The sequence below is a fragment of the Enterobacter sp. H2G27 genome (assembly GCF_054403075.1).
Window position 1 is genome coordinate 1655438 of the sequence record NZ_JBSVSI010000001.1, and the last position, 25217, is coordinate 1680654.

General features: G+C 56.5%; 24 protein-coding genes. 6 read left to right on the forward strand and 18 right to left on the reverse strand.

Annotated features, from left to right (window positions below; translation table 11 throughout):
* Positions 1–38: 38 nt before the first annotated feature.
* Positions 39–899, forward strand: a complete 861-nt coding sequence (gene pdxY / locus ACW9E7_RS07890; protein WP_458727520.1) for a pyridoxal kinase PdxY — start codon at positions 39–41, stop codon at positions 897–899.
* An 87-nt stretch (positions 900–986) separates the two neighbouring features.
* Here the strand turns inward: pdxY and gstA are convergent, their stop codons facing one another.
* From gstA to blr, 12 genes are all read right to left on the reverse strand, one after another.
* Positions 987–1592: a glutathione transferase GstA gene (gene gstA / locus ACW9E7_RS07895; RefSeq protein WP_135346211.1), complete on the reverse strand. Its 606-nt coding sequence runs from the start codon at positions 1590–1592 to the stop codon at positions 987–989.
* Positions 1593–1697: 105 nt separating this feature from the next.
* On the reverse strand, positions 1698–3206 hold the full coding sequence (gene dtpA / locus ACW9E7_RS07900; RefSeq protein ID WP_302234800.1) for a dipeptide/tripeptide permease DtpA: 1509 nt from the start codon (positions 3204–3206) through the stop codon (positions 1698–1700).
* Positions 3207–3797: 591 nt separating this feature from the next.
* On the reverse strand, positions 3798–4433 hold the full coding sequence (gene nth, locus ACW9E7_RS07905) for an endonuclease III (RefSeq protein ID WP_008500570.1): 636 nt from the start codon (positions 4431–4433) through the stop codon (positions 3798–3800).
* Entirely contained in the window at positions 4430–5116 is a 687-nt protein-coding gene (locus ACW9E7_RS07910; protein ID WP_023617347.1) for an electron transport complex subunit E, read from the reverse strand. The genes nth and ACW9E7_RS07910 overlap by 4 nt, the downstream gene beginning before the upstream one ends.
* Before the next feature lie 2 nt (positions 5117–5118).
* Entirely contained in the window at positions 5119–5739 is a 621-nt protein-coding gene (gene rsxG, locus ACW9E7_RS07915) for an electron transport complex subunit RsxG (protein WP_458727521.1), read from the reverse strand.
* Between the two features lie 10 nt (positions 5740–5749).
* On the reverse strand, positions 5750–6802 hold the full coding sequence (gene rsxD, locus ACW9E7_RS07920; RefSeq protein ID WP_458727522.1) for an electron transport complex subunit RsxD: 1053 nt from the start codon (positions 6800–6802) through the stop codon (positions 5750–5752).
* Positions 6803–8824, reverse strand: coding sequence for an electron transport complex subunit RsxC (gene rsxC / locus ACW9E7_RS07925; RefSeq protein WP_248173666.1), 2022 nt, complete (start codon positions 8822–8824; stop codon positions 6803–6805).
* Entirely contained in the window at positions 8817–9395 is a 579-nt protein-coding gene (gene rsxB / locus ACW9E7_RS07930) for an electron transport complex subunit RsxB (RefSeq protein WP_458727523.1), read from the reverse strand. The genes rsxC and rsxB overlap by 8 nt, the downstream gene beginning before the upstream one ends.
* Positions 9395–9976, reverse strand: a complete 582-nt coding sequence (rsxA, locus tag ACW9E7_RS07935; protein WP_063438368.1) for an electron transport complex subunit RsxA — start codon at positions 9974–9976, stop codon at positions 9395–9397. Before rsxA ends, rsxB begins: the two co-directional genes overlap by 1 nt.
* Before the next feature lie 76 nt (positions 9977–10052).
* Positions 10053–10493, reverse strand: a complete 441-nt coding sequence (locus ACW9E7_RS07940) for a DUF2569 domain-containing protein (RefSeq protein WP_115874872.1) — start codon at positions 10491–10493, stop codon at positions 10053–10055.
* Between the two features lie 86 nt (positions 10494–10579).
* Entirely contained in the window at positions 10580–10795 is a 216-nt protein-coding gene (gene ydgT / locus ACW9E7_RS07945; protein ID WP_013096896.1) for a transcription modulator YdgT, read from the reverse strand.
* A 231-nt stretch (positions 10796–11026) separates the two neighbouring features.
* Entirely contained in the window at positions 11027–11152 is a 126-nt protein-coding gene (blr, locus tag ACW9E7_RS07950) for a division septum protein Blr (RefSeq protein ID WP_168112406.1), read from the reverse strand.
* Positions 11153–11395: 243 nt separating this feature from the next.
* Between blr and ACW9E7_RS07955 the strand changes: the two genes are divergently transcribed.
* The gene (locus ACW9E7_RS07955; RefSeq protein WP_458727524.1) at positions 11396–12436 is read left to right on the forward strand and encodes an oxidoreductase; all 1041 of its coding nucleotides are present in this window, start codon (positions 11396–11398) and stop codon (positions 12434–12436) included.
* A gap of 51 nt (positions 12437–12487) precedes the next feature.
* On the opposite strand, the gene add is transcribed toward ACW9E7_RS07955, so the two are convergent.
* The 3 genes from add to malX all read right to left on the reverse strand — a co-directional run bounded on the left by add (position 12488) and on the right by malX (position 16399).
* On the reverse strand, positions 12488–13489 hold the full coding sequence (gene add, locus ACW9E7_RS07960) for an adenosine deaminase (protein ID WP_115874874.1): 1002 nt from the start codon (positions 13487–13489) through the stop codon (positions 12488–12490).
* Positions 13490–13585: 96 nt separating this feature from the next.
* Complete coding sequence (locus tag ACW9E7_RS07965; RefSeq protein ID WP_458727525.1) at positions 13586–14758, reverse strand: MalY/PatB family protein; 1173 nt, start codon at positions 14756–14758, stop codon at positions 13586–13588.
* Positions 14759–14806: 48 nt separating this feature from the next.
* Positions 14807–16399 (reverse strand): maltose/glucose-specific PTS transporter subunit IIBC, encoded by a 1593-nt coding sequence (gene malX / locus ACW9E7_RS07970; RefSeq protein ID WP_133294255.1) that lies wholly within the window; start codon positions 16397–16399, stop codon positions 14807–14809.
* Positions 16400–16577: 178 nt separating this feature from the next.
* Between malX and ACW9E7_RS07975 the strand changes: the two genes are divergently transcribed.
* A complete protein-coding gene (locus ACW9E7_RS07975) occupies positions 16578–17606 on the forward strand; it encodes a Mal regulon transcriptional regulator MalI (protein WP_115874877.1) in 1029 nt (342 codons plus the stop codon).
* A 2-nt stretch (positions 17607–17608) separates the two neighbouring features.
* Here the strand turns inward: ACW9E7_RS07975 and ACW9E7_RS07980 are convergent, their stop codons facing one another.
* On the reverse strand, positions 17609–18505 hold the full coding sequence (locus ACW9E7_RS07980; RefSeq protein ID WP_458727526.1) for a LysR family transcriptional regulator: 897 nt from the start codon (positions 18503–18505) through the stop codon (positions 17609–17611).
* Between the two features lie 108 nt (positions 18506–18613).
* Between ACW9E7_RS07980 and ACW9E7_RS07985 the strand changes: the two genes are divergently transcribed.
* The gene (locus tag ACW9E7_RS07985; RefSeq protein WP_458727527.1) at positions 18614–19594 is read left to right on the forward strand and encodes an MBL fold metallo-hydrolase; all 981 of its coding nucleotides are present in this window, start codon (positions 18614–18616) and stop codon (positions 19592–19594) included.
* A 15-nt stretch (positions 19595–19609) separates the two neighbouring features.
* Positions 19610–20464, forward strand: coding sequence for an alpha/beta fold hydrolase (locus ACW9E7_RS07990; RefSeq protein WP_458727528.1), 855 nt, complete (start codon positions 19610–19612; stop codon positions 20462–20464).
* A gap of 38 nt (positions 20465–20502) precedes the next feature.
* Here the strand turns inward: ACW9E7_RS07990 and ACW9E7_RS07995 are convergent, their stop codons facing one another.
* Both ACW9E7_RS07995 and manA read right to left on the reverse strand, forming a co-directional pair.
* Positions 20503–22035, reverse strand: a complete 1533-nt coding sequence (locus ACW9E7_RS07995) for a YdgA family protein (RefSeq protein WP_274242947.1) — start codon at positions 22033–22035, stop codon at positions 20503–20505.
* A 99-nt stretch (positions 22036–22134) separates the two neighbouring features.
* On the reverse strand, positions 22135–23310 hold the full coding sequence (gene manA, locus ACW9E7_RS08000) for a mannose-6-phosphate isomerase (RefSeq protein WP_136194745.1): 1176 nt from the start codon (positions 23308–23310) through the stop codon (positions 22135–22137).
* Positions 23311–23509: 199 nt separating this feature from the next.
* On the opposite strand from manA, the gene fumA reads away from it, so the two are divergent.
* Entirely contained in the window at positions 23510–25156 is a 1647-nt protein-coding gene (gene fumA / locus ACW9E7_RS08005; protein WP_024909338.1) for a class I fumarate hydratase FumA, read from the forward strand.
* Positions 25157–25217: the final 61 nt, after the last annotated feature.

Genomic DNA, 25217 nt, shown 5'->3' on the forward strand with positions numbered 1-25217 from the left:
ACGCCCCTTTTGTTTTTTCAGGGTTTGGTAAGAAAATAATGAAGAACATCCTCGCCATTCAGTCCCACGTCGTTTTTGGACATGCTGGCAATAGCGCAGCGGAATTCCCGATGCGTCGCCTCGGCGTCAACGTCTGGCCCCTCAATACCGTCCAGTTTTCCAATCACACGCAGTACGGCAAATGGACCGGCTGCGTGATGCCGCCTTCGCACCTTACCGAGGTTGTGCAGGGCATTGCCGATATCGACCAGCTCAAGCGCTGTGATGCCGTACTGAGCGGTTATCTTGGTTCAGCGGAGCAGGGGGAGCATATCCTCGACATCGTACGCCAGGTGAAAGCCGCAAATCCGTCGGCAAAATACTTCTGCGACCCGGTTATGGGTCATCCGGAAAAAGGCTGCATCGTGGCGCCAGGCGTTGCGGAGTTCCACGTCCGCCACGCTCTGCCCGGCAGCGATATCATTGCGCCAAACCTGGTAGAACTGGAGATCCTCTGCGAGCATCCGGTTAACAGCGTAGAAGAGGCAGTAACTGCATCTCGCGAGCTGATCGCGCAGGGGCCTGAGGTTGTGCTGGTAAAACATCTCGCACGCGCAGGGCTAAGTCAGGATCGCTTTGAGATGCTGCTGGTGACGAAAGACGATGCCTGGCACATCAGCCGTCCGCTGGTGGATTTTGGCAAACGCCAGCCGGTGGGCGTGGGGGATGTGACCAGCGGCCTGCTGCTGGTGAAATTACTTCAGGGGGCAACGCTGCGCGATGCGCTGGAGCATGTGACTGCGGCAGTATACGAAATTATGATGGCGACGAAAGAAATGCAGGAATATGAACTGCAGGTGGTCGCAGCACAGGATCGAATCGCGAAGCCGGAGCACTATTTCAGCGCAACCCAGCTTTAAACGATACCGGGTGGCGCTGCGCGTGAGGGGCTGTGAATTTTGTAGGCCGGGTAAGCGCAGTGCCACCCGGCAACAGAGGCCGCTCGGTTAGTTCAACCCTTCCGCTTTCAGCGCCGCAGCCACCGCAGGACGCTCTGCCACACGCTTCATATACGATGCAATGTGGTCTAACCCTTCCAGATTCAGCTTAATCGCGCGCGCCCAGCGCAGCACGGTGAACAGATACGCATCGGCAATCGTGAAGCGCGACCCGCCAATCCACTGTTCGTCTTTCAGCGATTCGTTAACGTACTGCAGCTTTTTCTCAAGCAGGGCACGCAGGGTAGGCTTAAACTCTTCCGGCGTATCCGGGCGGAACAGGGGGGTAAAGCCTTTATGCAGCTCGGTGGCAATGTAGTTCAGCCATTCCAGCGTCTTATAGCGAGAAATGGTACTGACCGGTGCCAGCAGCTGGCGATCGGGCACGCTATCGGCCAGGAACTGCATAATCGCCACGCCTTCGGTCAGCAGAGTACCGTCATCCAGCAGGAGCGCCGGAACTTGTCCTTTCGGGTTAATGGCAAGAAAGTCATCGCCATTTTCCAGGCGCTTTTTCATCAGATCAACGCCATCCAGCGTGAAATCTTTGCCGCTCTCGCGCAGGGTGATATGGGAAGCAAGAGAGCACGCGCCCGGTTTGTAGAACAGTTTCATCGGTAACTCCTTTTTGCTGAGGTTTCAGCTATGTTAGTGCGCGAACGGCTAAAAAAAAAGCCGCTAATGCATTAGCGGCTTCTGTTCAGTCGTTTCTCAATAATCTTACGCAGTAGCGGTTTTGGTCGCTTCAGCCGTCTTGTCGTCGTCCTGAGTCATACGATTCAGTTTCGGCGCGGTCAGCAGCATCAGCGCAGCGATCACCGCTGTCGCGATACCAATCTGCATGAACACGGTACCGTAGACGTTCAGGGAGACCAGTGGGTCAGTGACGTTTTCAGGCACAGCCATCAGGTTCGCAATTTTACCCGCAATGATTGCCGCGCCGGCAGTGGTCAGGAACCAGCTACCCATAATGAAGCCCATCAGACGCTGCGGCACCAGCTGTGCAACCATCGCCAGACCCAGACCGGAGATCATCAGTTCGCCGATAGACTGCAGCGCGTAGCTCAGGATCAGCCAGTTAACGGAGACGATGCCTGCTTCAGTGGCAAACTTGGTACCCAGCGGCAGCACCAGGAACGCGCCTGAGCACAGTACCATACCGATTGCGAACTTGTGCGGCATTGGCAGACGGTCACCCATCTTGTTATAGATAGCGGCCAGAATCGGGCTACCAATCATGATCCAGAACGGGTTCAGCGCCTGATACTGCTCCGGCTCGAATGCGATGCCCAGAATAGAGTGCTCAACGTTACGAATGGCGAAGAAGTTCAGTGAGGTTGGCATCTGGCTGTACAGCACGAAGAAGATAATCGCTTCCAGCATCAGAATGAACGCCACAATCATCTTACGACGGGCAGCACCCTGCATGGCGAACGCTTCTTTCGCAAAGATAACCACGATACCCAGTGCAACTACGCCCAGAACGGCGCGAGCGATACCCTGGTTGTGCAGTAGCCAGGTGGCGATTGCCGCGAGGACAACAACGCCCACGATAGTCGCCAGCAGTTTGCCCATGTGTACAGGCTCGAAGTCAGGTTTTGAACCGTAGTCTTTCACCCAGCTGCGGCAGAACAGGAAGTTCACAACGGTGATCAGCATACCCACGAAGCTCAGCGCAAACGCCACGCTCCAGCCGAATTTCGCGGCGAGCCATGGGGTTGCCAGCATCGAGAAGAATGAACCGATGTTGATGGACATGTAGTACATGGTAAATGCACCGTCCAGACGCGGGTCATCTTTGCTGTAGCAAGTAGAGAGCAGGGAAGACGGGTTCGCTTTGAACAGACCGTTACCCACGGCGATCGTCGCCATACCCATATACACGACAGCGGCATCGTGCCCTGACCATGCCACCAGACCATAGCCAATTGCCAGTACAATAGCGCCCAGCATAATGACGCGCTTAGTACCCAGAACTTTATCACCCAGCCAGCCGCCGATAGCAACCAGACCATAGACAAGGGCACTGAAGGAGGAGAACAGCGTGATGGAATCAGCTTCAGACATACCCAGCTGTTTGACCAGGTAAACCGCCATGATCCCTTGCAGGCCGTAATAACCAAAACGCTCCCATAACTCGATAGAGAAGATGAGATAGAACGCTTTAGGCTGTTTAAAAGCGTTAAGACTCACGCTTTCATCTGTTGGTTTATTGTTTGCAGTAGACACATATACCTCTTTTTTTACATCCCATATTAACGGGGGTGTTCATAGCGTGATGGCCGTAGTCCATACGCCTTATAGTTATATTGGGAGGAGAAACGGCGGGTAATGTTCACTATCCTGCCCCATCTGGCAATACGTTTGTAATAATCTGTTACATATATCTGAAGTGGTATAATCGTCGGTTCATGCAAATGTTATTCAGCGTTAAATTTTATACGATGTGTAAAGGTAGTTTTTTCGACTGGCAGAGAGCCATCAGGACCGGTGTATGGCGATATGTTCTGCTATTTGCCGCTTCTGGCAGTGATATAGCCCATATTCTGAAAAATAGATGGTCTTATCGTCGGCAAAAAAAGAAGAGTGTCTTGTCAGATAAAGGGTTTAGGTTGATTTTGACAACAAAAATACAACATGAAGTTATCAGGGTGATCGCGATCACAGATGTATAGAAATTTTTGGCTATGAAAAAACTATTAATCTGTTTGAGCGTTAAACAACCGAAGAAGTGACAGGTGAGGGTAAACGAAAGGCGGACAAATAGCGGGCAAAAGAAGGGCTTCTGGTAGCCCTTCTTTTGGTAAGGGATTGTGACATTCAGGGATACACTTTTTCTTTGTATTCGCAGAGATCTTCAATAATACAGGAGCCGCAGCGAGGCTTACGGGCAATACACGTGTAACGACCGTGCAGAATCAGCCAGTGATGGCAATCAACCTTAAACTCAGCCGGAACCACTTTAAGCAGCTTCTCTTCAACCTGCTCGACATTTTTCCCCGGCGCGAAGTTGGTCCGGTTAGAGACGCGAAAAATATGCGTATCTACGGCAATAGTGGGCCAGCCAAATGCGGTGTTGAGCACCACGTTGGCAGTCTTACGCCCCACCCCCGGTAAGGCTTCCAGCGCGGCGCGATCTTCCGGCACTTCGCCTCCATGCTGTTCCAGCAGGATCCGGCAGGTCTTAATGACGTTCTCGGCTTTGCTGTTAAACAGGCCGATGGTTTTGATATACGACTTCACGCCTTCCACGCCCAGCTCCAGCATGGCCTTCGGCGTATTGGCGACCGGATAGAGCAGGGCGGTGGCTTTATTGACGCTCACGTCGGTAGCCTGTGCAGAGAGCAACACGGCGATCAGCAGCTCAAACGGGGAGGTAAAATTCAGCTCCGTCGTCGGGTGCGGGTTCTCGTCCCGCAGACGGGTCAGGATCGCAATCCGCTTTTCTTTATTCATGAAGCCTTCTCGGGTGTCCCTTCCAGAACGCTGCGCTCAGCCGCGCGGCGCTTACGTTTCTCATCAATCAGGTATTTTATCGCCAGCATCATGCCAAGGCCAATAAACGCGCCGGGCGGCAGCATCGCCAGCAGGAACGGCGTATCGGTGTGGAACACTTCAACGCGCAGGGCTTTGGCCCAGCCGCCCAGCAGGGCATCTGCGCCGTCGAACAGCGTACCGTTGCCGAGGATTTCGCGCAGAGAGCCCAGCACGAACATGGCGCAGGTGGCGCCCATGCCTATGGAAAAACCGTCCAGCGCCGACATGGCGGGGCTATTTTTCACCGCGAACGCTTCCGCACGCCCAACGACGATACAGTTGGTGACGATAAGAGGAATAAAGATCCCGAGCGACTGGTACAGGCCGAACGCGTAGGCGTTAATCAGCATCTGAACAATACTGACCACCGACGCAATGATCATGACGTAAATCGGAATACGAATTTCCGACGGCGTCCAGCGTCGCAGCGCAGAGATGGAGAGGTTGGTCAGGGTCAATACCAGGGTGGTTGCCAGACCCAGACCGAGCGCGTTGGTGGCGGTGGACGTTACCGCCAGCAGGGGGCACATCCCCAGAAGCTGCACCAGCGCGGAGTTGTTCTTCCACAACCCCTGGACAATAACCTCTTTAACCTGGCTCATGATTACTCCTCACAGACCGGAAGATTGTTGATCTGCGCGGGCAGCGTTTCAGCGTACAGCCCGGCTCGTTTTACGGCATTTACCACCGCGCGCGGCGTGATGGTCGCGCCGGTGAACTGGTCGAACTCGCCGCCGTCTTTCTTCACCGTAAACGCGGTGTCACCTTCGCCATGGATCGCTTTACCGGCGAAGTGCAAAATCCAGTCGCTCAGACGGGTTTCAATTTTGTCGCCAAGACCCGGCGTTTCATGGTGTTCCGTTACGCGGGTACCCAGTATGGTGCCGGAGAAATCGCTGCCCACGAGCAGCTGAATGGCGCCGGAATAGCCGTCAGGCGCGGTCGCTTCCATCACCGCGCCGACCGGTTTATCCCCTTTGCGGGCGATAAAGAGGCGGTGCGGGCCTTTCCCAAGCTGCGGCGCGTCTACCACAAAGCAGCTTTTTTGCAGATCGTTATCGTAGAAATCGGACGGGATCACCTGATCGAACAGCGCCTTTTGCTGCTTCGAGGCCTGTTCTTCGATGGTCGTTTTGGTCAGCGCATTAACCAGTGCCGTCAGCCCCGTCAGCACCGCGGCGAAGACAGCCAGCGTGACGCCGTGTTTTTGCATCGTTTTTAACATGGCGAAACCCCTAGCGATGACCGTACACGCGAGGGCGCGTGTAGTAGTCGATGAGCGGAACGGTAATGTTGGCAAGCAGGACGGCAAAGGCGACACCGTCCGGGTACCCGCCAAAGCTGCGGATGAGCCAGACCAGCAGGCCCGCCAGCGCGCCGAAGATCAGGCGGCCGCGGTTAGTCGTTGACGCCGTCACCGGATCCGTCAGGATAAAGAAGGCTCCTAACATGGTGGCACCGGAGAGCAAATGCATCTGCGGGCTGGCCAGTGATTCAGGAGAAAAGACCCATCCCAGCGTGGCGCACACCGCCAGCGTCACGAGGAAGCTGACCGGAATATGCCAGCGGATGGCTTTCTGCTGCAGCAGGAACAGGCCGCCCAGCAGATACGCCAGGTTGACCCACTGCCAGCCCGCGCCCGCCAGCATGCCGCTGTAGATCGCGGACTTCATGATCTGCTCAACGCTGTGCCCGGCATGCAGGGATGTTTTAAAGGTATCGAGAGGCGTCGCCTGGCTGATACCGTCCACGCCCATGCGCAGGGCGTTCATATCCGCACCGAGTGTCGTATGGCCGGTAAAGATGACGTGCAGGGCATCCATAAAGCCCGGAACCGTGGCCGCAATCTCGTGCGGTGGCAGCCAGCTGGTCATCTGCACCGGGAAGGAGATCAGCAGCACCACGTAGCCAATCATCGCCGGGTTAAACGGGTTATGGCCCAGTCCACCATACAGCTGTTTGGCAATGATCACGGCAAACACGGTGCCGAGCACTACCATCCACCACGGGGCAAACGGCGGAATACTGATGGCGAGAAGCAGGCCGGTCAGCAGCGCGGAGTTATCGGCAAGAATGCGGGAGACAGCCGCCTTACGCAGCTTAAGCACAAGGGCTTCCGCCGCTAAGGCGCTGGCACAGCCCAGGATTATCTGGAACAGGGTTCCCCAGCCGAAAAACCAGCACTGAACGGCAATGCCCGGCAGCGCCGCCAGGCAGACCAGCATCATAATGCGCGACGTCTGGCGCTGATTGTGGGTGTAAGGGGAGCTTGCGATTCTGAAAACCATTTAATCCTCGTTAACTGCTTGCTGTGCGGCTTTCTTCGCCTGAACGCGCGCGATGGCGGCGGCCACGGCGGCTTTGCGCGGGTCATCGTTGGCGGCCTGCGGCTGCTCTTCCTGCTGCGCCGCCTTACGGGCTTTAGCCCGGGCAATCGCCGCTTCGACGGCGGCTTTACGCGGGTCGACCGGTGCTTCTGTTTCTGCAGCTGGCGTCTGCTGCGCCGCCTTGCGCGCTTTGGCCCGGGCAATCGCTGCCTCAACGGCCGCTTTGCGAGGGTCGACCGCTTCCTGCTCAACCACCACGTTCTGCTCGCCGGCTTTGCGCGCTTTGGCGCGGGCTATTGCCGCTTCAACTGCGGCTTTGCGCGGGTCAACCTCGGCATCCGTCTGGACCGTTTGCGCTTTTTCAGCCTGACGAGCGCGAGCCTGGGCTTTGCGAGCTTCACGCGCCGCGATGGCTTCACTGTTGTCAGGCTTCTCGCCAGCCGGGATCACCACAGGCTGCGCCGCTGTCGCTTTTTTCTCACGAACGCGCGCCAGTGCGGCGTTAATCGCATCCTGATCTTTCTCGCCGGGCTGAACCGCGGCCTGCTTATGGCGCTCCTGACGGGCGATTTTTTCGCGCTCCAGTCGCGCCTGGCGCGCTTCGAAACGTGCCTTAGCTTCCGCGGCGCGTTTTTCTTCCATGGAGATAGCATAAATCTCAGCCTTCTCCTGGCGGAAATACTGCACCAGCGGGATGTTGCTTGGGCAGACCCAGGCGCAGGCGCCGCATTCGATGCAGTCGGCCAGGTTATGGGCTTTTGCCTTGTCGTGCAGCTGCCCTTTGCTGTACCAGTACAGCTGCTGCGGCAGCAGATCCGCCGGGCAGGCATCGGCGCAGGCGCTGCAGCGGATGCAGCCTTTCTCTTCCTGCTCTTCGCCCATCTCGGTCGGGGAAGGGGCGAGCAGACAGTTGGTAATTTTCACTACAGGCACATCGAGCCACGGCAGGGTAAAGCCCATCAGCGGGCCTCCCATGATCACCATCTGGTCGCTGCCCGGGCAAAACTCAGCCTGCTCCAGCAGGTGACGCACCGGCGTACCCAGACGTGCCCAGACGTTGCCCGGACGAGAGACCGATTCCCCGGTCAGCGTTACCACGCGCTCGGTCAGCGGCTCGCCGTCGATCACCGCGCGCTTCACGGCGTACGCGGTGCCGACGTTCTGCATCAGCACGCCGATATCCGAAGAGCGTCCGCCGTGCGGCACCTGCTTACCGGTAAGGATTTGCGTCAGCTGTTTAGCACCGCCAGAGGGGTACTTGGTCGGGATGACGCGCAGGCTGATATCGTGGCTACCGGCCAGCACGGCGCGCAGCATCGAGATAGCCTGAGGTTTATTGTCTTCGATACCGATCAGCACTTCCCGCGGCTGCAGAATGTGCGCCAGGATGCGGATGCCTTCCACCACCTGGGCGGCGCAGTCCTGCATCAGACGATCGTCAGCGGTAATGTACGGTTCGCATTCGGCGGCGTTGATAATCAGCGTCTGAATATTATCGCCACCGCCGCGCAGCTTGACGCCTGTCGGGAAGCCTGCGCCGCCGAGGCCGGCAACGCCGAACTGATGAATACGTTCAATAAGTGCTTCGCGGCTCTGGCTGCGGTAATCGCTCCAGCCATCACGGTCGATCCAGCGGTCTTCACCGTCGGCTTCAATAATCACGCTCAGCTCTGAAAGCGCTGACGGATGGGCCACCGTATGGGGTGCGATGGCGACCACCTTACCGGAGGTGGGAGCGTGCACCGGCAGCATACGTCCGCGGCCAAAGGTCAGCGGCTGACCGCGAAGGACCGTATCGCCTTCTTTGACGCACAGCTCACCCTCAGCGCCGATGTGCTGCTTGAGCGGCATAACGAAACGGGTCGCCAGCGGAATTTGACGCAGCGGCGTGCCGCTAGACTGGGTTTTCATCTCCGGTGGGTGAATACCCCCGTCAAAATCCCAAATCTTCTCTTTTCTGAAAGCAGAAAATAACTTAAGCATGTTGTTCCATAGGAATATTGCGAACCGGAATGGTTTGAAGATCCCACTTCCAGCTTTCGGTAGTCGTTTCAACCGGGCGCAGCTCGATACATTGCGTCGGGCAGGGTGCTACGCAGAGGTTACAGCCGGTGCACAGGTCCGCCACCACGGTGTGCATGGCGCGCGTTGCGCCAACAATGGCGTCGACCGGGCAGGCCTGAATACATTTGGTGCAGCCGATGCAGTTCGCTTCGTCGATCAGGGCCAGCGCGCGGACCGGCTCCTGCACCTCCGCATCGCCGTCAACGGGCTGCGGATCAACGTTAAGCAGGGCCGCAATTTTCAACATCACCGCTTCGCCGCCGGGCGCACAGCGGTTAATTTTTTCACCCTGAATGCCTACCGCTTCCGCGTAGGGACGGCAGCCAGGGTAGCCGCACTGCCCGCACTGGCTTTGCGGCAGGAGTTCATCAATTTTCTCAACAACAGGATCGTCCTCTACCGCGAAGCGGCGGGAGGCGTAACCCAGGATAAGGCCAAACACCAACCCCAGAACGCTAATAGAGGCGATGGCAATCCAGATAGCACTCATTACAACTTCACCAGACCACTAAAGCCCATAAAGGCCAGAGACATTAAACCTGCGGTCACCAGCGCAATCGCGTTACCGCGGAAGGGGGCGGGGATATCCGCTGCCGCCAGACGCTCGCGAATCGACGCGAACAGAACCATAACAAATGAGAAACCGACTGCAGCGGAAAAACCGTACAGCGCCGACTGCATAAAGTTATGGCCAAGGTTGATATTCAGCAGCGCCACGCCGAGAACGGCGCAGTTGGTAGTGATCAGCGGCAGGAAGATACCCAGCAGGCGATAGAGCGCCGGGCTGGTTTTGCGCACCACCATTTCGGTAAATTGCACTACCACCGCGATAACCAGAATAAAGGCCAGCGTCCGGAGATAGGTTAACCCCAGCGGAATGAGGATCCAGGTATCAATCCACCACGCGCAGATGGACGCCAGAGTCATGACGAAGGTCGTCGCTAGCCCCATGCCCATTGCCGTTTCCAGCTTTTTGGAAACGCCCATAAACGGACACAGGCCAAGGAACTTCACCAGAACGAAGTTGTTAACCAGCACGGTGCCGACAAAGAGCAGTAAGTAATCGGTCATTATTTAGCCTGAAATAAAAAAGCCGCCTATTATCGGACAAACACACGCAGGCGACAACAGGTTATCTGTAGGGTTATTACGGGTTCACGAAGGTGTTTTTCACCCGCGTCGAACGCTTGAAGTAGGGTACCAGCAGCGCCGCGGCCAGCAACGGGAAAAGCAGCTGACGAACGGCCAGCGCGTCTGAAACGGGCGAAAAAGCAAACGCCTTAACCGCCAGCAGGACCGAAACCAGCAGCCAGATAATGTAGTGCTTAGGCACATTCTTACGGCGCTTAAAGAAGGCGATGGTCAGCCACAGCGTGTAGTACCACATCCCGATCGCGAAAACGAATGACACAAACCACAAAGCAATATTCAGCACGTTTTGCGACATCAGGGTCTGGATGGCGTGAGGGGTAATCAGTGCGGTGGTATAAAGCAGCAGCGCAAGTGATGCGCTTAATAAGGCAACCAGCAGCCATGCCAGTGGGGCGATTAACCAGCCTCCAATGCGTTCTCCAGGCGTTGCGGTCATGAACTCTCCCATAATCTGCGCGAAATGTTTTACAGCCAGTTGGCAGGGCGGAGAGTATATAACATTTCGCGCGGATGGCTACTTTCTTATAAAACGTAGCGCCATACGGACTTAGGCACTTCACCCACGTTGAACAAACGACCGCCGGAAACCAGCTCCGCACGGCGATGGTCAGCGGCACGATACATATTAATGATGTCCTGATTATCAGACAGGGTGTAGTTCAGATGGTCAAACAGTTTTTCCAGGCTCTCAAGCGAATTGATCTTGCGAAATTTTAATAAATAGTCCTGAACTGTCATATTAATAAGTTTCCATATAAAAGTGAGTAATACCAGTTAAGGTAATTCGTTCGAATAATAAACGGATTAATAAAGACGTAAACAGCCCACTCAGGTAACGCGACGAAATTAGGAGTTTTCTTTGCTGAAATTCAGGCATCAGACGATGCCTGGAAGAGAAGGTTAACCGTGTTCACCGGGGCTGGCAATAAGTAACTGACATATTATGTCACTCTTTATTGCGGTAACCGGTTACTTGGGTTGGGCGACTGTGACAGGCTCCGGCGGCTGGTAGTTATCGATATGGCTGGCAACACCCAGCAAAATGACCGAAACCCCAAGGACAATCCATCCCGCTAATTCAATGATTCGATTAATAATTGACGTCATGATTCGTAGTTGTACTTTATCCTTAAATACAGGGTGCAAATGTTACAGCGACGTTTCCCCGGCCGCAAGCGCTTTGGGAACGGTTCCCTTAAACAAAATCAGTAGGTTAATACTATGTAACAAAAACAACCCGTACGACCTGCTATTTTAAGTCATATGGCACATTATTAATCTGTGGTAATGCCAGGCTAGCCAGTGTGAAATAAGAACGTCATAAAAGAGGATGGCACTATGAGTGATAATATCCGCGTTGGGCTTATCGGCTACGGGTATGCAAGCAAAACGTTTCATGCGCCTCTGATAGCCGGGACGCCGGGAATGGCGCTGGCAGCGGTAACCAGCAGCGATGCCGCTAAAGTCCATACAGACTGGCCTTCCGTGCCGGTTGTCTCTGAGCCAAAACACCTTTTCAACGATCCGAATATTGATTTAATCGTTATCCCCACGCCGAACGACACCCACTTTCCACTGGCAAAGGCCGCGCTGGAAGCCGGCAAGCACGTGGTTGTCGATAAGCCCTTTACCGTTACGTTGTCTCAGGCGCGCGAGTTGGATGCGCTGGCAAAGAGTCTGGGCAGGTTGCTGTCGGTGTTCCATAACCGCCGCTGGGACAGCGACTTTTTAACGGTAAAAAGGCTTCTCAGTGAGGGCACATTAGGGGAGATCCTCTTTTTTGAATCGCACTTTGACCGCTTCCGTCCGCAGGTACGAAACCGCTGGCGCGAGCAGGCCGGTCCGGGCAGCGGCATCTGGTACGATTTAGCCCCGCATCTGCTGGATCAGGCCGTCAATCTTTTTGGTCTGCCGGTGAGCATGACGGTCGATCTGGCCCAGCTCAGGCCCGGAGCACAGACGACCGATTACTTCCACGCGGTGCTGAGTTACCCGCAGCGGCGGATTGTGCTCCACGGTACGATGGTCGCGGCCGCGGAATCGGCCCGCTATATTATGCACGGCACGCGCGGGAGCTACGTGAAGTTTGGTCTCGACCCGCAGGAAGACCGGCTGAAAAGCGGTGAACGTTTACCGCAGGAAGACTGGGGCTATGATATGCGCGACGGCGTAGTGACGCGGGTGGAAGGCGAGGAGCTGGTCGAGGAGACCTTTCTGACGATACCGGGTAACTATCCGGCCTATTATGCGGGCATCCGCGATGCGCTGAACGGTACGGGCGAAAATCCGGTTCCGGCCAACCAGGCGATACAGATTATGGAGCTGATTGAGCTGGGTATTGAATCTGCCAAACATCGCGCGACGCTCTGTCTGGCATAATTTTAAATATTTTAGTAGGCCGGGTAAGCGTAGCGCCACCCGGCAGCGGAGTTAACCGCGAGCCACTTTATCTTTCAGCGCCTGCTTCTCTGCAGGCGTCAGGAAGGCACTCTCCAGCCCGTTGATCTGCGCCTGACGGATCTGCTCGCGGCTCAGACCCGCCTGCGGTGCGGCGATGTTGTACTCATGGATGATATCCACGCCCTGTACCGCCGGATCGTCAGTGTTCAGAGAGGCCAGCACGCCGTGCTCAAGGAACGTTTTCAGCGGGTGCTGCGACAGCGATGCGACGGTGCTGGTCTGAATGTTAGACGTCAGGCACGACTCAATCCCGATACGCTGCTCCGCCAGGAAATCCATCAGCGCGCGATCTTCGACCGCCTTCACGCCGTGACCGATACGCTCGGCGCCCAGCTCGCGGATGGCCTGCCAGATGCTTTCCGGGCCAGCCGCTTCACCCGCATGTACGGTAATGTGCCAGCCGGCATCGCGCGCGCGGTTGAAGTGGGAGAGGAACAGACTGCCCGGGAAGCCCAGCTCGTCACCGGCGAGATCGACGGCGGTGATGGCATCGCGATGGGCCAGCAGCGCCTCCAGCTCCTGCAGGCAGGCGGCTTCACCGAAGGTACGGCTCATGATGCCGATCAGGCGAGCCTGAACGTCGAAGGTTTTACACCCTTCGCGGACCCCCTCAATGACGGCTTCCACCACGCCTGCAACGGGCAGGCTGTGGGTCATCGCCATGTAGCCCGGCGAGAAGCGCAGCTCGACGTAGTGCAGGCCGTTGCGGGCGGCATCTTCGATGTTCTCAAACGCCACGCGGCGGCAGGCATCCAGCGATGCCAGCATCTTTACGCCCCAGTCGAGTTTACTCAGGAAGCTGACCAGGTCCGGTTCATTAGAGGTCACCTGTACGTGAGGGATCAGGGACTCAAGGGTCTGAGCAGGAAGCGTTAAATTGAACTGGCGGCCAAGATCGAGGATGGTTTGGGCACGAATGTTACCGTCAAGGTGACGATGAATATCAGTTAAAGGCAGGCGTGTATCAATCATGGTCGCACTCTTTTCTGGTTAAAGTGCGCCATATTATAAAAACAAAACGGGGTAAAAAGCTATTTGCGCAAGGGAATATTCCGTTGCGCAAATTGATTACAGGATCGTATTAATCCCGGCAATCAGGCGTTGAACCCCTTGCTCAAGCTTGCTTCGCGGGCAGCCCGCATTCAAGCGTACGAAGCCATTTCCCTCTATTCCATAGGTATATCCCGGCATGATGGCGACCTTTTGCTGCTCGATCAGCACTTTTTGCAGCGCCCGATCGTCAATGTTCAGCGGGCGCAGATCGATCCAGGCCAGATAGGTCGCTTCCGGCGGCTGCCAGTTTAGTTTCGGAAAAGCGTGGTTTACTTCCTGCGCGATATACGACAAATTCCCTTCGAGATAACCCCGCAGGGCATCCAGCCACGGCTCCCCCTGCTGATAGGCCGCGATGTGGGCCGTAAGCGCCAGCACGGAAGGGGAAGAGAGTCCGTCCCGTCCTTTTAGCGCGCTGAGATAACCGTTACGGCTCTCTTCATCGCCAATCATGCCGTAAGCGCCCGTAAGAGCTGGAATATTAAAGCTTTTCGAGCCGGAAGTGAGAAGCGCCCATTTCCCGCGCGCCACCGCGATCCACGGCGTGTGACGATGCTCTCCCCACACCATATCCATATGAATTTCATCGCTGATCACCGCCACGTCATAGCGTGCGCACAGTTCCGCCATGTGCGTCAGCTCATCCCGCGTCCAGACCTTACCGGTCGGATTCTGCGGGCTGCACAGCAGCAAAATTTTGTTTTCCGGTTTCGCCAGCGCCGCTTCGAGGGCCGCCATATTGCCCTGCCAGCCTGCCGCCTGCTTTTCCATCTCAACCGCCACAACACGACGCGCGTTACCCTCTATGGCCTTATAAAACGCATCGTATGCCGGGGTGTGTACCACCACGCCGTCGCCGGGGTTTGACCAGAGGCGTATCAGTTCAGAGACCATGTAGATGACGGAGGGGCCATAAACCACGCTTTCGGTATCAATCCGGCTGTTAAAACGCTGCTGGAACCAGTGCGCGACGGCTGCGAGAAACTCGTCGTTTTTCCAGCGGCTATAGCCAAACACGCCGTGATGAATGCGCTGATGCAGCGCGTCGATTATGCAGGGGGCGGTGGCGAAATCCATATCCGAGATGGTGAAGGGCAGCAGATCCGCCGCGCCAAAGCGGTCGGCGACGTAGTCCCACTGCGTACACCAGGTGCCGTGTCGATCCACGACGGTTGAGAAATCAAACATGCTTTAATCCTTAACGTAAAACCCCCTCATGGAGAGGGGGCTGAGGCATCAGGCTTCTACTGTTCGCATCAGGGTAGCCAGCTCATCTTTCACTGACTGTACCTGCGGGCCGATAACCACCTGCAAATTGTGCTGATTTAACTGTACCACGCCGATGGCCCGGTTGGCTTTCAGGGCGTTGGTATCGACTTTTGACATATCCGCCACCGACAAACGCAGGCGGGTAATGCAGTTATCCAGCGAGGTAATGTTATCCGCACCGCCCAGCGCTGCCAGAATTGCTGGGGTGTTATAGCCGGATTTGCCCACGGTACCGGCTACCGCCTGCTCGACGCTGGTGGCCGTATCGGTATCGCGGCCTGGCGTTTTCAGGTTAAAGCGGGTGATGGCGAAGCGGAAGATCCCGTAGTACACCACGAACCAAATCGCCGCCACGACCGGCACCAGATACCACTTGGTGGAGAGGCCGTGCAGGATCCCGAACACCACGAAGTCGATCACGTTGCCGTCGGTGTTGCCGATGGTGACGCCCAGCACCGCCATCACGGTAAAGCCCAGACCGGTCAGCACCGCGTGGATGAGGTACAGCACCGGTGCGACGAACAGGAACAGGAATTCGATTGGCTCGGTGGTACCGCCCACAACGCAGGCGATCACGCCGGAAATCAGCAGGCCTTTAATTTTATGACGGTTTTCCGGGCGCGCGCAGTGGTACATCGCCAGCGCGGCACCCGGCAGGCCGCCGAGGAAGGCAGGCATTTTACCCTGAGACAGGAAGCGGGTTGCGCTTTCGGAGAAGCCGTGGGTGGTCGGGCAGCTCAGCTGCGCCTGGAAGATGGTCAGCGCGCCGCTCACATCGTGACCGCACACCTCCATGGTGCCGCCCGCTTCGGTGAAGCGAATCAGAGCCACCAGGATATGCTGCAGGCCAAACGGCAGGAGCAGACGCTCGCCGGTGCCGAAGATCATCGGACCAAAATCTCCCGCGCCGTTGATGATGCGGCCAATACCGTTAATGCCCATCGCAAAGACCGGCCAGATCAGCGGAATGATCAAACCAAACAAACCCATGACCACCAGGGTCACAATCGGCACAAAGCGGGTACCGCCGAAGAAGGCCAGGGCATCCGGCAGACGAATATTGTGGAAGCGCTCGTGCAGCATCCAGATAATCACGCCCGCGATCACTGCACCGAGGATCCCGGTATCAATAGACTGGATACCGATCACGCTCTGAATGTTGTTAGCTTTCAGCACGGCAGCGTCGGTGGTCGGCAGAATGCCTTTCGCGGTCAGCCAGAAGTTAACCGCCAGGTTCATCACCGCGTAACCCACAAAACCGGCAAACGCCGCGACGCCTTTGTTCTCGCGGGCCAGGCCCAGCGGGATAGCGATACAGAACATCACGGGAAGGAAACTAAATGCAAAGGAGCCGACTTTACTCATCCAGATAAAGATCGCCTGCAGCACGGGGGTGCCGAGGAACGGGATCAGCGTAATGACGTCTTTACTGCTGAGTGAACTGCCGATCCCCAGCATGATCCCGCAGAACGAGAGAAGTGCCACGGGCAGCATGAAGGTTTTACCCAGTTGCTGGAAAAATTCCCACAGCGATATTTTTTGTGCTGCTTTCGCCGTCATAAAACGACTCCTTTATTGTTAAAATCAGTTTGTCTGCCTCAATGCTGCGAGAAGATAAAACGTTTTATCAAAGTTTAGTGCGCGCTAAATCACATTCTCAGGCTTTGACTGGTAGTATAAAGATAACGTATTGATAAAACGTTTTACCGATCTCATTTTCAGGGAGTCACGCCAACACATGGCCGTAGCGAAAAAAGTCACCATCAACGATGTCGCGCTGGCGGCGGGGGTTTCCGTCAGCACCGTTTCTCTGGTACTGAGCGGAAAAGGGCGCATCTCTCCCGCGACCGGTCAGCGGGTGAACGAGGCGGTTGAACAGTTGGGCTTTGTGCGTAACCGCCAGGCGTCGGCGCTGCGCGGGGGGCAAAGCGGGGTGATTGGCCTGATCGTTCGTGACCTGACGTCACCTTTCTATGCGGAGTTGACGGCCGGGTTAACCGAAGCGCTTGAAGCGCAGGGGCGGATGGTCTTTCTGCTTCACGGCGGCCGCGAAGCCGATCAGCTGCTTTCCCGGCTCGATATGCTGCTGAACCAGGGGGTGGACGGGGTGATCGTCGCAGGGGCGTCGGGCGTGGGCAGCGAGCTGTGCGAGCGTGCCGCCGAAAAAGGCGTGCCGCTGGTGTTTGCCTCGCGCGCCAGCTACCTCGACGAAGCCGATACGCTGCGTCCGGATAACATGCAGGCCGCGCAAATGCTGACCGAGCATCTTATTCGTCGCGGTCATCAGCGCATTGCCTGGCTGGGCGGGAAAAGCTCGTCCCTGACCCGCGCCGAGCGGGTCGGCGGCTACTGTGCGACGCTGATTAAATACGGCCTGCCGTTCCACAGCGAGTGGGTCGTGGAGTGTGAGTCCAGCCAGAAGATGGCGGCGGAAGCGATAGGCGCGCTGCTGCGAAGCAGCCCGACGATCAGCGCCGTGATTTGCTATAACGATGTGATCGCTATGGGGGCCTGGTTTGGCCTGATCCGCGCCGGGCGTCAGAGCGGCGAGGGCGGGGTGGAAACCTTCTTCGGCCACCAGGTGGCGCTGGGGGCGTTCGCCGACGTCGGTGAAAACGCGCTGGACGATCTGCCGATCGTCTGGGCCACTACCCCCGCGCGGGAGATGGGTTACACCCTGGCGGACAGAATCATGCAGCGTATCGAAAATACGGATGTGCAGGCCGGGCACCAGATTGTGGCGGCGCGCCTGGTGCCGGTAAAATAGTATCAGGTGAGTTGCGTTAGCGGATTGAGCAACAGTTCGGCTTCCAGTGCCTCCACAAATTTTCGTATTTTTGCCGGGATCAGCCTGGAGGTCGGATAAACCGCCCAAACGGCCAGCGATTCCGGCCGGGCATCCTCCAGGACGATCCGCTCGAGTTTACCCTCTCTGAAGGCCGGTTCTACGTACCAGCGAGATAAATTGGCGATGCCCAACCCTCCAAGGCAGGCTTCGAAAATGGCCTCAACAGAGTTCGCGGAGAATCGACCCGACACCTTTTGCCTGTAGCGCTGTTCGCCCTGTTCGAATGACCAGTGGACGGTATCTGACGTGGTCAGACAGCTATGTGCCTCCAGATCGTTAAACGATTTTGGATAGCCATTTGCGGCAAGATACGCCGCGCTGGCGCAGAGATCCCGTGGGTTGTGACACAGGCGATGGGCAACTAATCGGTTGTCTCGCAGCGGAGCAATGCGTAACGCCACGTCTATGCCTTTACCGACAATATCCACCTTTTCGTCAGTGGCGAGTAAATCGACCTGCAGGGCGTGATGTTGCTGCATAAACCGGGTCAGCATGGGAGCAACGATCTTACGGCCAAACCCTGCTGAGGCGGTAATGCGCAGGCGTCCGGTAAGATGCGTCCCCTCGGGAAACAGATCGGCCAGCGCATTATTTTTATCTTCCAGCAGCGCCTGCGCATGGGGTAAAAAAACGTCCCCATCGCTGGTGGGTGAGAGGGAACGCGTGGTGCGGTGCACCAGCCTGACCCCCAGTTCCGCCTCAAGATTATTAAGAGACCGTGACGCCGCCATAGGGCTCACAGAGAGCCGACGCGCGGCGCCCGCCAGGCTACCCGCCTTGACGGCTTCGACAAACACTTCAACGTCTTCCAGCTTCATTGTATCGCTTTTCGTTATGCTGACCTATCAAAGTACATGTCTACATTATTAATCGTTACGCTGCCATAGTCTCTTCACAACCTGAAAAAATATCAGTCTGGAGTGAAGATGAAAAAGTTGAAAACGGTTCTGGCGTTCAGCGGCCTGCTCTTTGCAAGCACATCATGGGCAGATGCCCCCGCGCAGGTGAAACAGCAGGTCCCCGGTTATTATCGTCTGGCGATAGGGGAATATGAGGTGACGGCGCTGTTCGACGGCTATAACGATCTTTCGCCTTCCCTACTGCACGGGCTCTCAGGTGACAAGGTTCGCGAACTGCTGGCTCAACACAAAATTGATGCCGAACGCATGCCTACCGCCTTCAACGCGTTTTTGGTCAATACCGGTAAACACCTTGTGATGATTGACAGCGGAGGAGGCCACTGCATGTCGGAAACGGCCGGCCAGCTGGTCAGCAATATAAACGCATCAGGGTATCGTCCTGAGCAGGTCGATACCATTTTCCTGACCCACCTGCATCTTGACCACGTGTGCGGCCTGAGCGATGCAGACGGTAAGGCGCTGTTCCCCAATGCCACCGTCTACGTACCGCAGGGGGAGGCCGACTACTGGCTTGACCCTGCAAAAGAAGCGAGCGCGCCGGCTAACGCGAAGGAGTATTTCGCTATCGCCAGGAATGCGCTGTCTGCGTATAAAGCCACCGGGCATCTTAAAACCTTCGTCCCGCCAGCTTCGCCGATCCCGGAAGTCCAGACGACCTATGCCACTGGTCATACGCCTGGCAGTACCGTTTATCGCTTTGCGTCGCAGGGTACGGCTATCAACTTCATTGGGGATTTGATTCATGCGCCTGCCGTCCAGTTCCCGCACCCTGAAGTGTCTATTCGCTTCGATGTCGATCCGAAAAAAGCCATCTCGTCCCGGACGCAGGAATTTAACGCGCTGGCGAAAGACGGTGAGTGGATGGCCGCAGCGCATTTGCCTTTCCCCGGTATCGGGCATATCACTGCCGGGCGGCAGGGCTTTAGCTGGAACCCGGTAAATTACGGTCCTTATCAACGTGCGGCCAACGTGCCTCTGCTGAAATAATATGAGGTTATGAACATGAGAAGTTACACTGTAACGGCAAACGGTATCCGTCAGTATGTGGTCGAAGAGGGTGAAGGCGCACCGGTTATTCTCCTGCATGGTTTCCCTGAAACAAACTATGCCTGGCGCTACCAGATACCTGTATTGTCCCGGCACTACCGAGTGATTGCGCCGGATTTACGCGGGTATGGCGAAACGGATAAACCTGCTTCTGGCTATGATAAACGCAACATGGCGCGGGACATCCGGGAACTGATGCGTGTGCTTGGCTTACAGAAAGTGGTACTGGTGGGGCACGATCGCGGCGCGCGCGTCGCGACGCGGTTTGCAAAAGATTACCCTGAACTGGTGGATCGACTGGTGGTGATGGATAACGTGCCAACGCGTATTGTGGCGCGCGATCTGAATGCGTCGATTGCGCGTGCATACTGGTTCTTTCTGTTTCATCTTGTACCAGACCTGCCGGAAGCGCTGATTGCGGGTCGGGAGCATATCTGGCTGCGCCACTTTTTCTCGGACTGGACCTACGATCCGTCGACCATCAGCGGTGAGGCGTTTGATACCTATGTTCGGGCGTATACGGCACCGGGGACCGTGCGAGGCGCTATGGCTGACTATCGCGCCAACGCAGAGGATATTGCGCAGGATATGGCAGACGCTGAGGTGAAAATCACCTGCCCGGTAATGTCGCTGTGGGGTAATGATTTTCATGCGGTCGGCAAGCTTTTCGATATGGAAAGCGTCTGGGCCGAAATGGCGGAGAACCTGCGGGCGCATGGTATCGATGAGTGCGGCCACCTTCCGCAGGAGGAGCAGCCAGAGAAAGTAAACGCGCTTCTGCTGGATTTCCTGGCGGGATGGAAAAGCTAGCGGGCAATAAAAAACCCCTCATGCGAGGGGTTTTGACGTTACTGCTGCGGTGCCGCCGGTTCGGCTGGCGCTGCCGGTTCAGCCGGTTCCGGCATCCCCAGAGCAGGCATACCAAACATGCCGACGAAGTCTTCCAGCGGCATTTTGTCGCCGTTGAGCGTGACCTGGCCGTTGGCGTACTGCAGGCTGGTGGAAATCGCGTTGTTGTCCACCTTCGTGATGCGGAACATCTGGCCCATTGCCGCCAGGCCTTTCACCTGCTGGTTCGCCAGCTTGCCGGCATCTTCATCGCCGTAGCCTTCCAGCTTCGCAATCTGGGTCATGAACTCGGTTGCCATATCCATCGGAATGGTCAGCTTGCTGTCGAGCGACTTCACGCTGCGATCCACTTCCTGCGCCAGCGTCTGCGGTTCACCCGTTGCGGTGGCCGGATCTTTCAGGAACAGCGACAGGTTGAAGCTGGTTTCGCCTTTGCTGTTTTTCCAGCTCAGCGGCGCAACGGTGACCACCGGCTCACCTTTCAGCAGGATCGGCAGGTTGTTGAACAGCACCGCCATCGCCTGCTGCTGGTAGACTTCCGGGTTTTGCTGCAGGGCGGCATCGGTCAGCAGCGCCTGGCTCTCTTTGCTGTATTTCTGGCTAAACTCGTGCCACGCCTGACCGTCGATATTGCCGATCTTGAGCGAGAGTTTGCCGGTGCCCAGATCCTGATTCTGCACTTTCAGGCTCTTCAGCGTGTAATCCAGCTGGGTATTGATGCTCTTACCATCTTTAGAAACGTCGGATTTTCCGTTGACGTCCATGCCTTCCAGCACGGCCATCTCTTTTCCTTCAACAGCTATGGCGACTTTGTCGAGAGACAGTTTCTGATCGCCGATACGCTCCTGGAAATCGGTCATGCGGCTGTTGCCGTCGGCTTTCAGGTTATTGAAGGTGAGCTGAACTTTTTGGTTATATTCGTTCACGGCATTGACCAGGCCGCTTTCCGCTTCACCCGTCAGGGAGAACACGTTTCCATCGCGGTCAGCATCGAGTTTGAAGTGACCGCCGCTGAAGGCGACTTTCTCATTCTCTTTCTCGTAGTTCAGCGCTTTCAGAGCAATATCGGAACTCGTGTCACCGGAATAGCTAATGCGGGTATTAATGTCGAAAGGCGATTCATTCTTCGCCAGGTCAAAAAGCGGTTTGGTGACGTCATTATTCACCAGCACGGTATGGACGGACGCCATCGACGGGATCAGGTTAAAGGACTTCAGCTGCGCCAGCGGCAGGGGACCGTGGCTCACCACCTCGTCCAGCACCACGCTCTGGCCCGGTTTCAGCCAGCCGTTTGCAGCACCGGCAACCGGCTTCACTACCAGCTGCATGCGGCTGGTAAACACGCCGCGATGATAATTCTGGTAGCTCAGTTCCAGACCTGCTTCCGGCGCGCTGCGCTTAATCTCTCCGTTAGCCTGCGCCACCATCTCAGCCAGACGGCCTTCCAACTGTTTCCCGGTAAACCAGGAGGCACCCGTCCAGACCACGCCTAACGCTACAATCACTCCAACCGCTACGACCGATTTTTTCATTGCGACTATCCCTAAAATGAAACCAGGCGGTAAAAACCGCCTGGAGATATTAAGCCTGCAACTAGCTTAGCAAGAGTTGTTAAAAAATTCAGTAAGTGGTTAAAGCTTATTGAAAACGCGCGCCAGGCGACCGGTGCCGCTTACGCTAACCGGAGACTCATTGGCTGCAACGAAGGCTGACTCACCGGGCTTAAGCACCAGACGCTGTTCGCCTTTGTGCAGCGTCGCTTCGCCTTCCACGCAGAACAGGATCGCCGCGCTTTCCTGTGCGATGGCGGTTTCGGCCTGGCTCAGGTCGTGCAGGGAAAAGGCAAAATCTTCAACCGGAATCGGGAAGTCCAGCTCTGCGCCGTTTTTCACCGGCTGAGTCAGCAGCTCCGCGGCAGGTTTCGCCACGAACTTCACGTTGGCTACCAGTTCAGGGATGTCGATGTATTTTGGCGTCAGGCCCGCGCGCAGCACGTTATCGGAGTTGGCCATCACCTCCAGCGCCACGCCCTGAAGGTAGGCGTGCGGGGTTTCCGCGAAGAGGAACATCGCTTCACCCGGATTGAGCTTCACCACGTTCAGCAGCAGAGGGGAGAACAGGCCGCTGTCGTCCGGATAGAATTCGGAAATCAGACGGATGGTCTCCCACGGTTCACCTTGCTGGCTGTCCAGGGCGGCTTTCAGCACCGCCAGGGCGTGGGTTTTCTCTTCATCCTGCATATTCAGCAGGCTGGCAAACAGCTGGCTCAGCGCATCGGCGTTCGGGTTTTCAAGGAAATGCGCGATGGCTTTATGGGCACCCGCGACCGGCTGCAGCAGGGAGATAATTTCTGAAAACTCGCGGAACGCGTTCATCGCCAGGAACGGCGTCAGCGCGAACACCAGCTCAGGCTTGTGGTTAGGATCTTTGTAATTACGCTCAGCAGCATCTAACGGAATACCCGCCGCGTTCTCTTTCGCAAACCCGATTTCTGAGGCTTTCTTGTTCGGGTGAACCTGGATGGAGAGCGGCTGGTCAGCGCACAAAACTTTAAACAGGAACGGCAGCTCGCCAAAGCGCTGAGCGACTTTGTCACCCAGCAGCGCGGCTTTATCGGCATTAATCACGTCGCGCAGGCTGCGTACCTGGCCGCTGGCGTCTTCAATTTTTGAGCTGCTCTTCGGGTGCGCACCCATCCACAGTTCCGCCATCGGCAGGTTGTTCGGGTTCGCGATACCGTAGAGATCCGTTAACGCAGTTTTACTTCCCCAGGCGTAGTTTTGCACTGAGTTAATGAGTTTTTGCATTATCAAGCCCTGATTCAATTGTGGAATTAACTCCGGGTATTAAAGCAATAAACCTCATGGAAGTAACCTGTGGATGTAAAAAGTCGTACTAGTCTCAGTTTTTGTTAAAAAATTGTGTAGGATAAGCTGACTCGCTTTTAAGCCGGGCAGCGGAACATCTGCCCTGAATAAACAGACCGAAGCAGTAAGTGAGAGACCAATGTCGAATAAACCCTTCCATTATCAGGATCCTTTCCCCCTCAGTAAGGATCAGACCGAGTATTACCTGTTAACCCGCGATCACGTCTCCGTCTCTGAATTTGAAGGACAAGAGATCCTCAAGGTGGATCCGCAGGCGCTGACGCTGCTGGCGCAGCACGCTTTCCACGACGCCTCGTTTATGCTCCGTCCTGCGCATCAGCAGCAGGTGGCCGATATTCTGAGCGACCCGGAAGCCAGCGAAAACGATAAGTACGTTGCCCTGCAGTTCCTGCGTAACTCCGATATCGCGGCGAAAGGCATTCTGCCAACCTGTCAGGATACCGGCACGGCGATCATCGTCGGTAAAAAAGGGCAGCGCGTCTGGACCGGCGGCGGTGACGAAGCGGCGCTGGCACACGGCGTTTATAACACCTACACCGAAGACAACCTGCGCTATTCGCAAAACGCGGCGCTGGACATGTATAAAGAGGTCAACACCGGCACCAACCTGCCTGCACAGATTGACCTCTACAGCGTCGACGGGGACGAGTACAAATTCCTCTGTATCGCCAAAGGCGGCGGTTCGGCCAACAAAACCTATCTCTATCAGGAAACCAAAGCGCTGCTCACCCCGGGTAAGCTGAAGAACTACCTGGTTGAGAAGATGCGCACCCTCGGTACCGCGGCGTGCCCACCGTACCATATCGCGTTTGTGATTGGCGGCACGTCGGCTGAAAGCACGCTGAAGACCGTGAAGCTGGCCTCAACCAAATACTACGACGGCCTGCCAACCGAAGGTAACGAGCACGGCCAGGCGTTCCGCGACGTTCAGCTTGAGCAGGAGCTTCTGGAAGAAGCGCGTAACCTGGGTCTTGGCGCGCAGTTTGGCGGCAAATACTTTGCCCACGACGTGCGCGTGATCCGTCTGCCGCGTCACGGTGCTTCCTGTCCGGTCGGGATGGGCGTCTCCTGCTCTGCGGATCGCAACATCAAGGCGAAGATCAACCGCGAAGGCGTGTGGATCGAAAAACTGGAAAACAACCCGGGCAAATATATCCCGGAAGAGCTGCGCAAAGCGGGCGAGGGGGAAGCGGTCCGCGTTGACCTGAACCGTCCGATGAAAGAGATTCTGGCGCAGCTTTCGCAGTATCCGGTCTCGACCCGTCTCTCCCTGAACGGCACGATTATCGTGGGCCGCGACATCGCGCACGCGAAGCTGAAAGAGCGTCTGGACAACGGCGAAGGGCTGCCGCAGTACATTAAAGATCACCCGATCTACTACGCGGGTCCGGCGAAAACGCCTGAAGGCTACGCCTCTGGCTCGTTAGGCCCAACCACGGCGGGCCGTATGGACTCGTACGTTGACCAGCTGCAGGCCAATGGCGGCAGCATGATCATGCTCGCGAAAGGCAACCGCAGCCAGCAGGTGACGGACGCCTGCCACAAGCACGGCGGCTTCTACCTCGGCAGCATCGGCGGCCCGGCTGCGGTTCTGGCGCAGGGCAGCATCAAGAGCCTGGAGTGCGTGGAATACCCGGAACTGGGTATGGAAGCGATCTGGAAAATTGAAGTGGAAGATTTCCCGGCGTTTATCCTCGTGGATGACAAAGGCAACGACTTCTTCAAGCAGATCCAGTCGTCCCAGTGTTCGGCGTGTGTGAAGTAAATCTGTAAATTGCCGGGTGGCGCTGACGCTTACCCGGCCTGGATTTTCGTAGGTCGGGTAG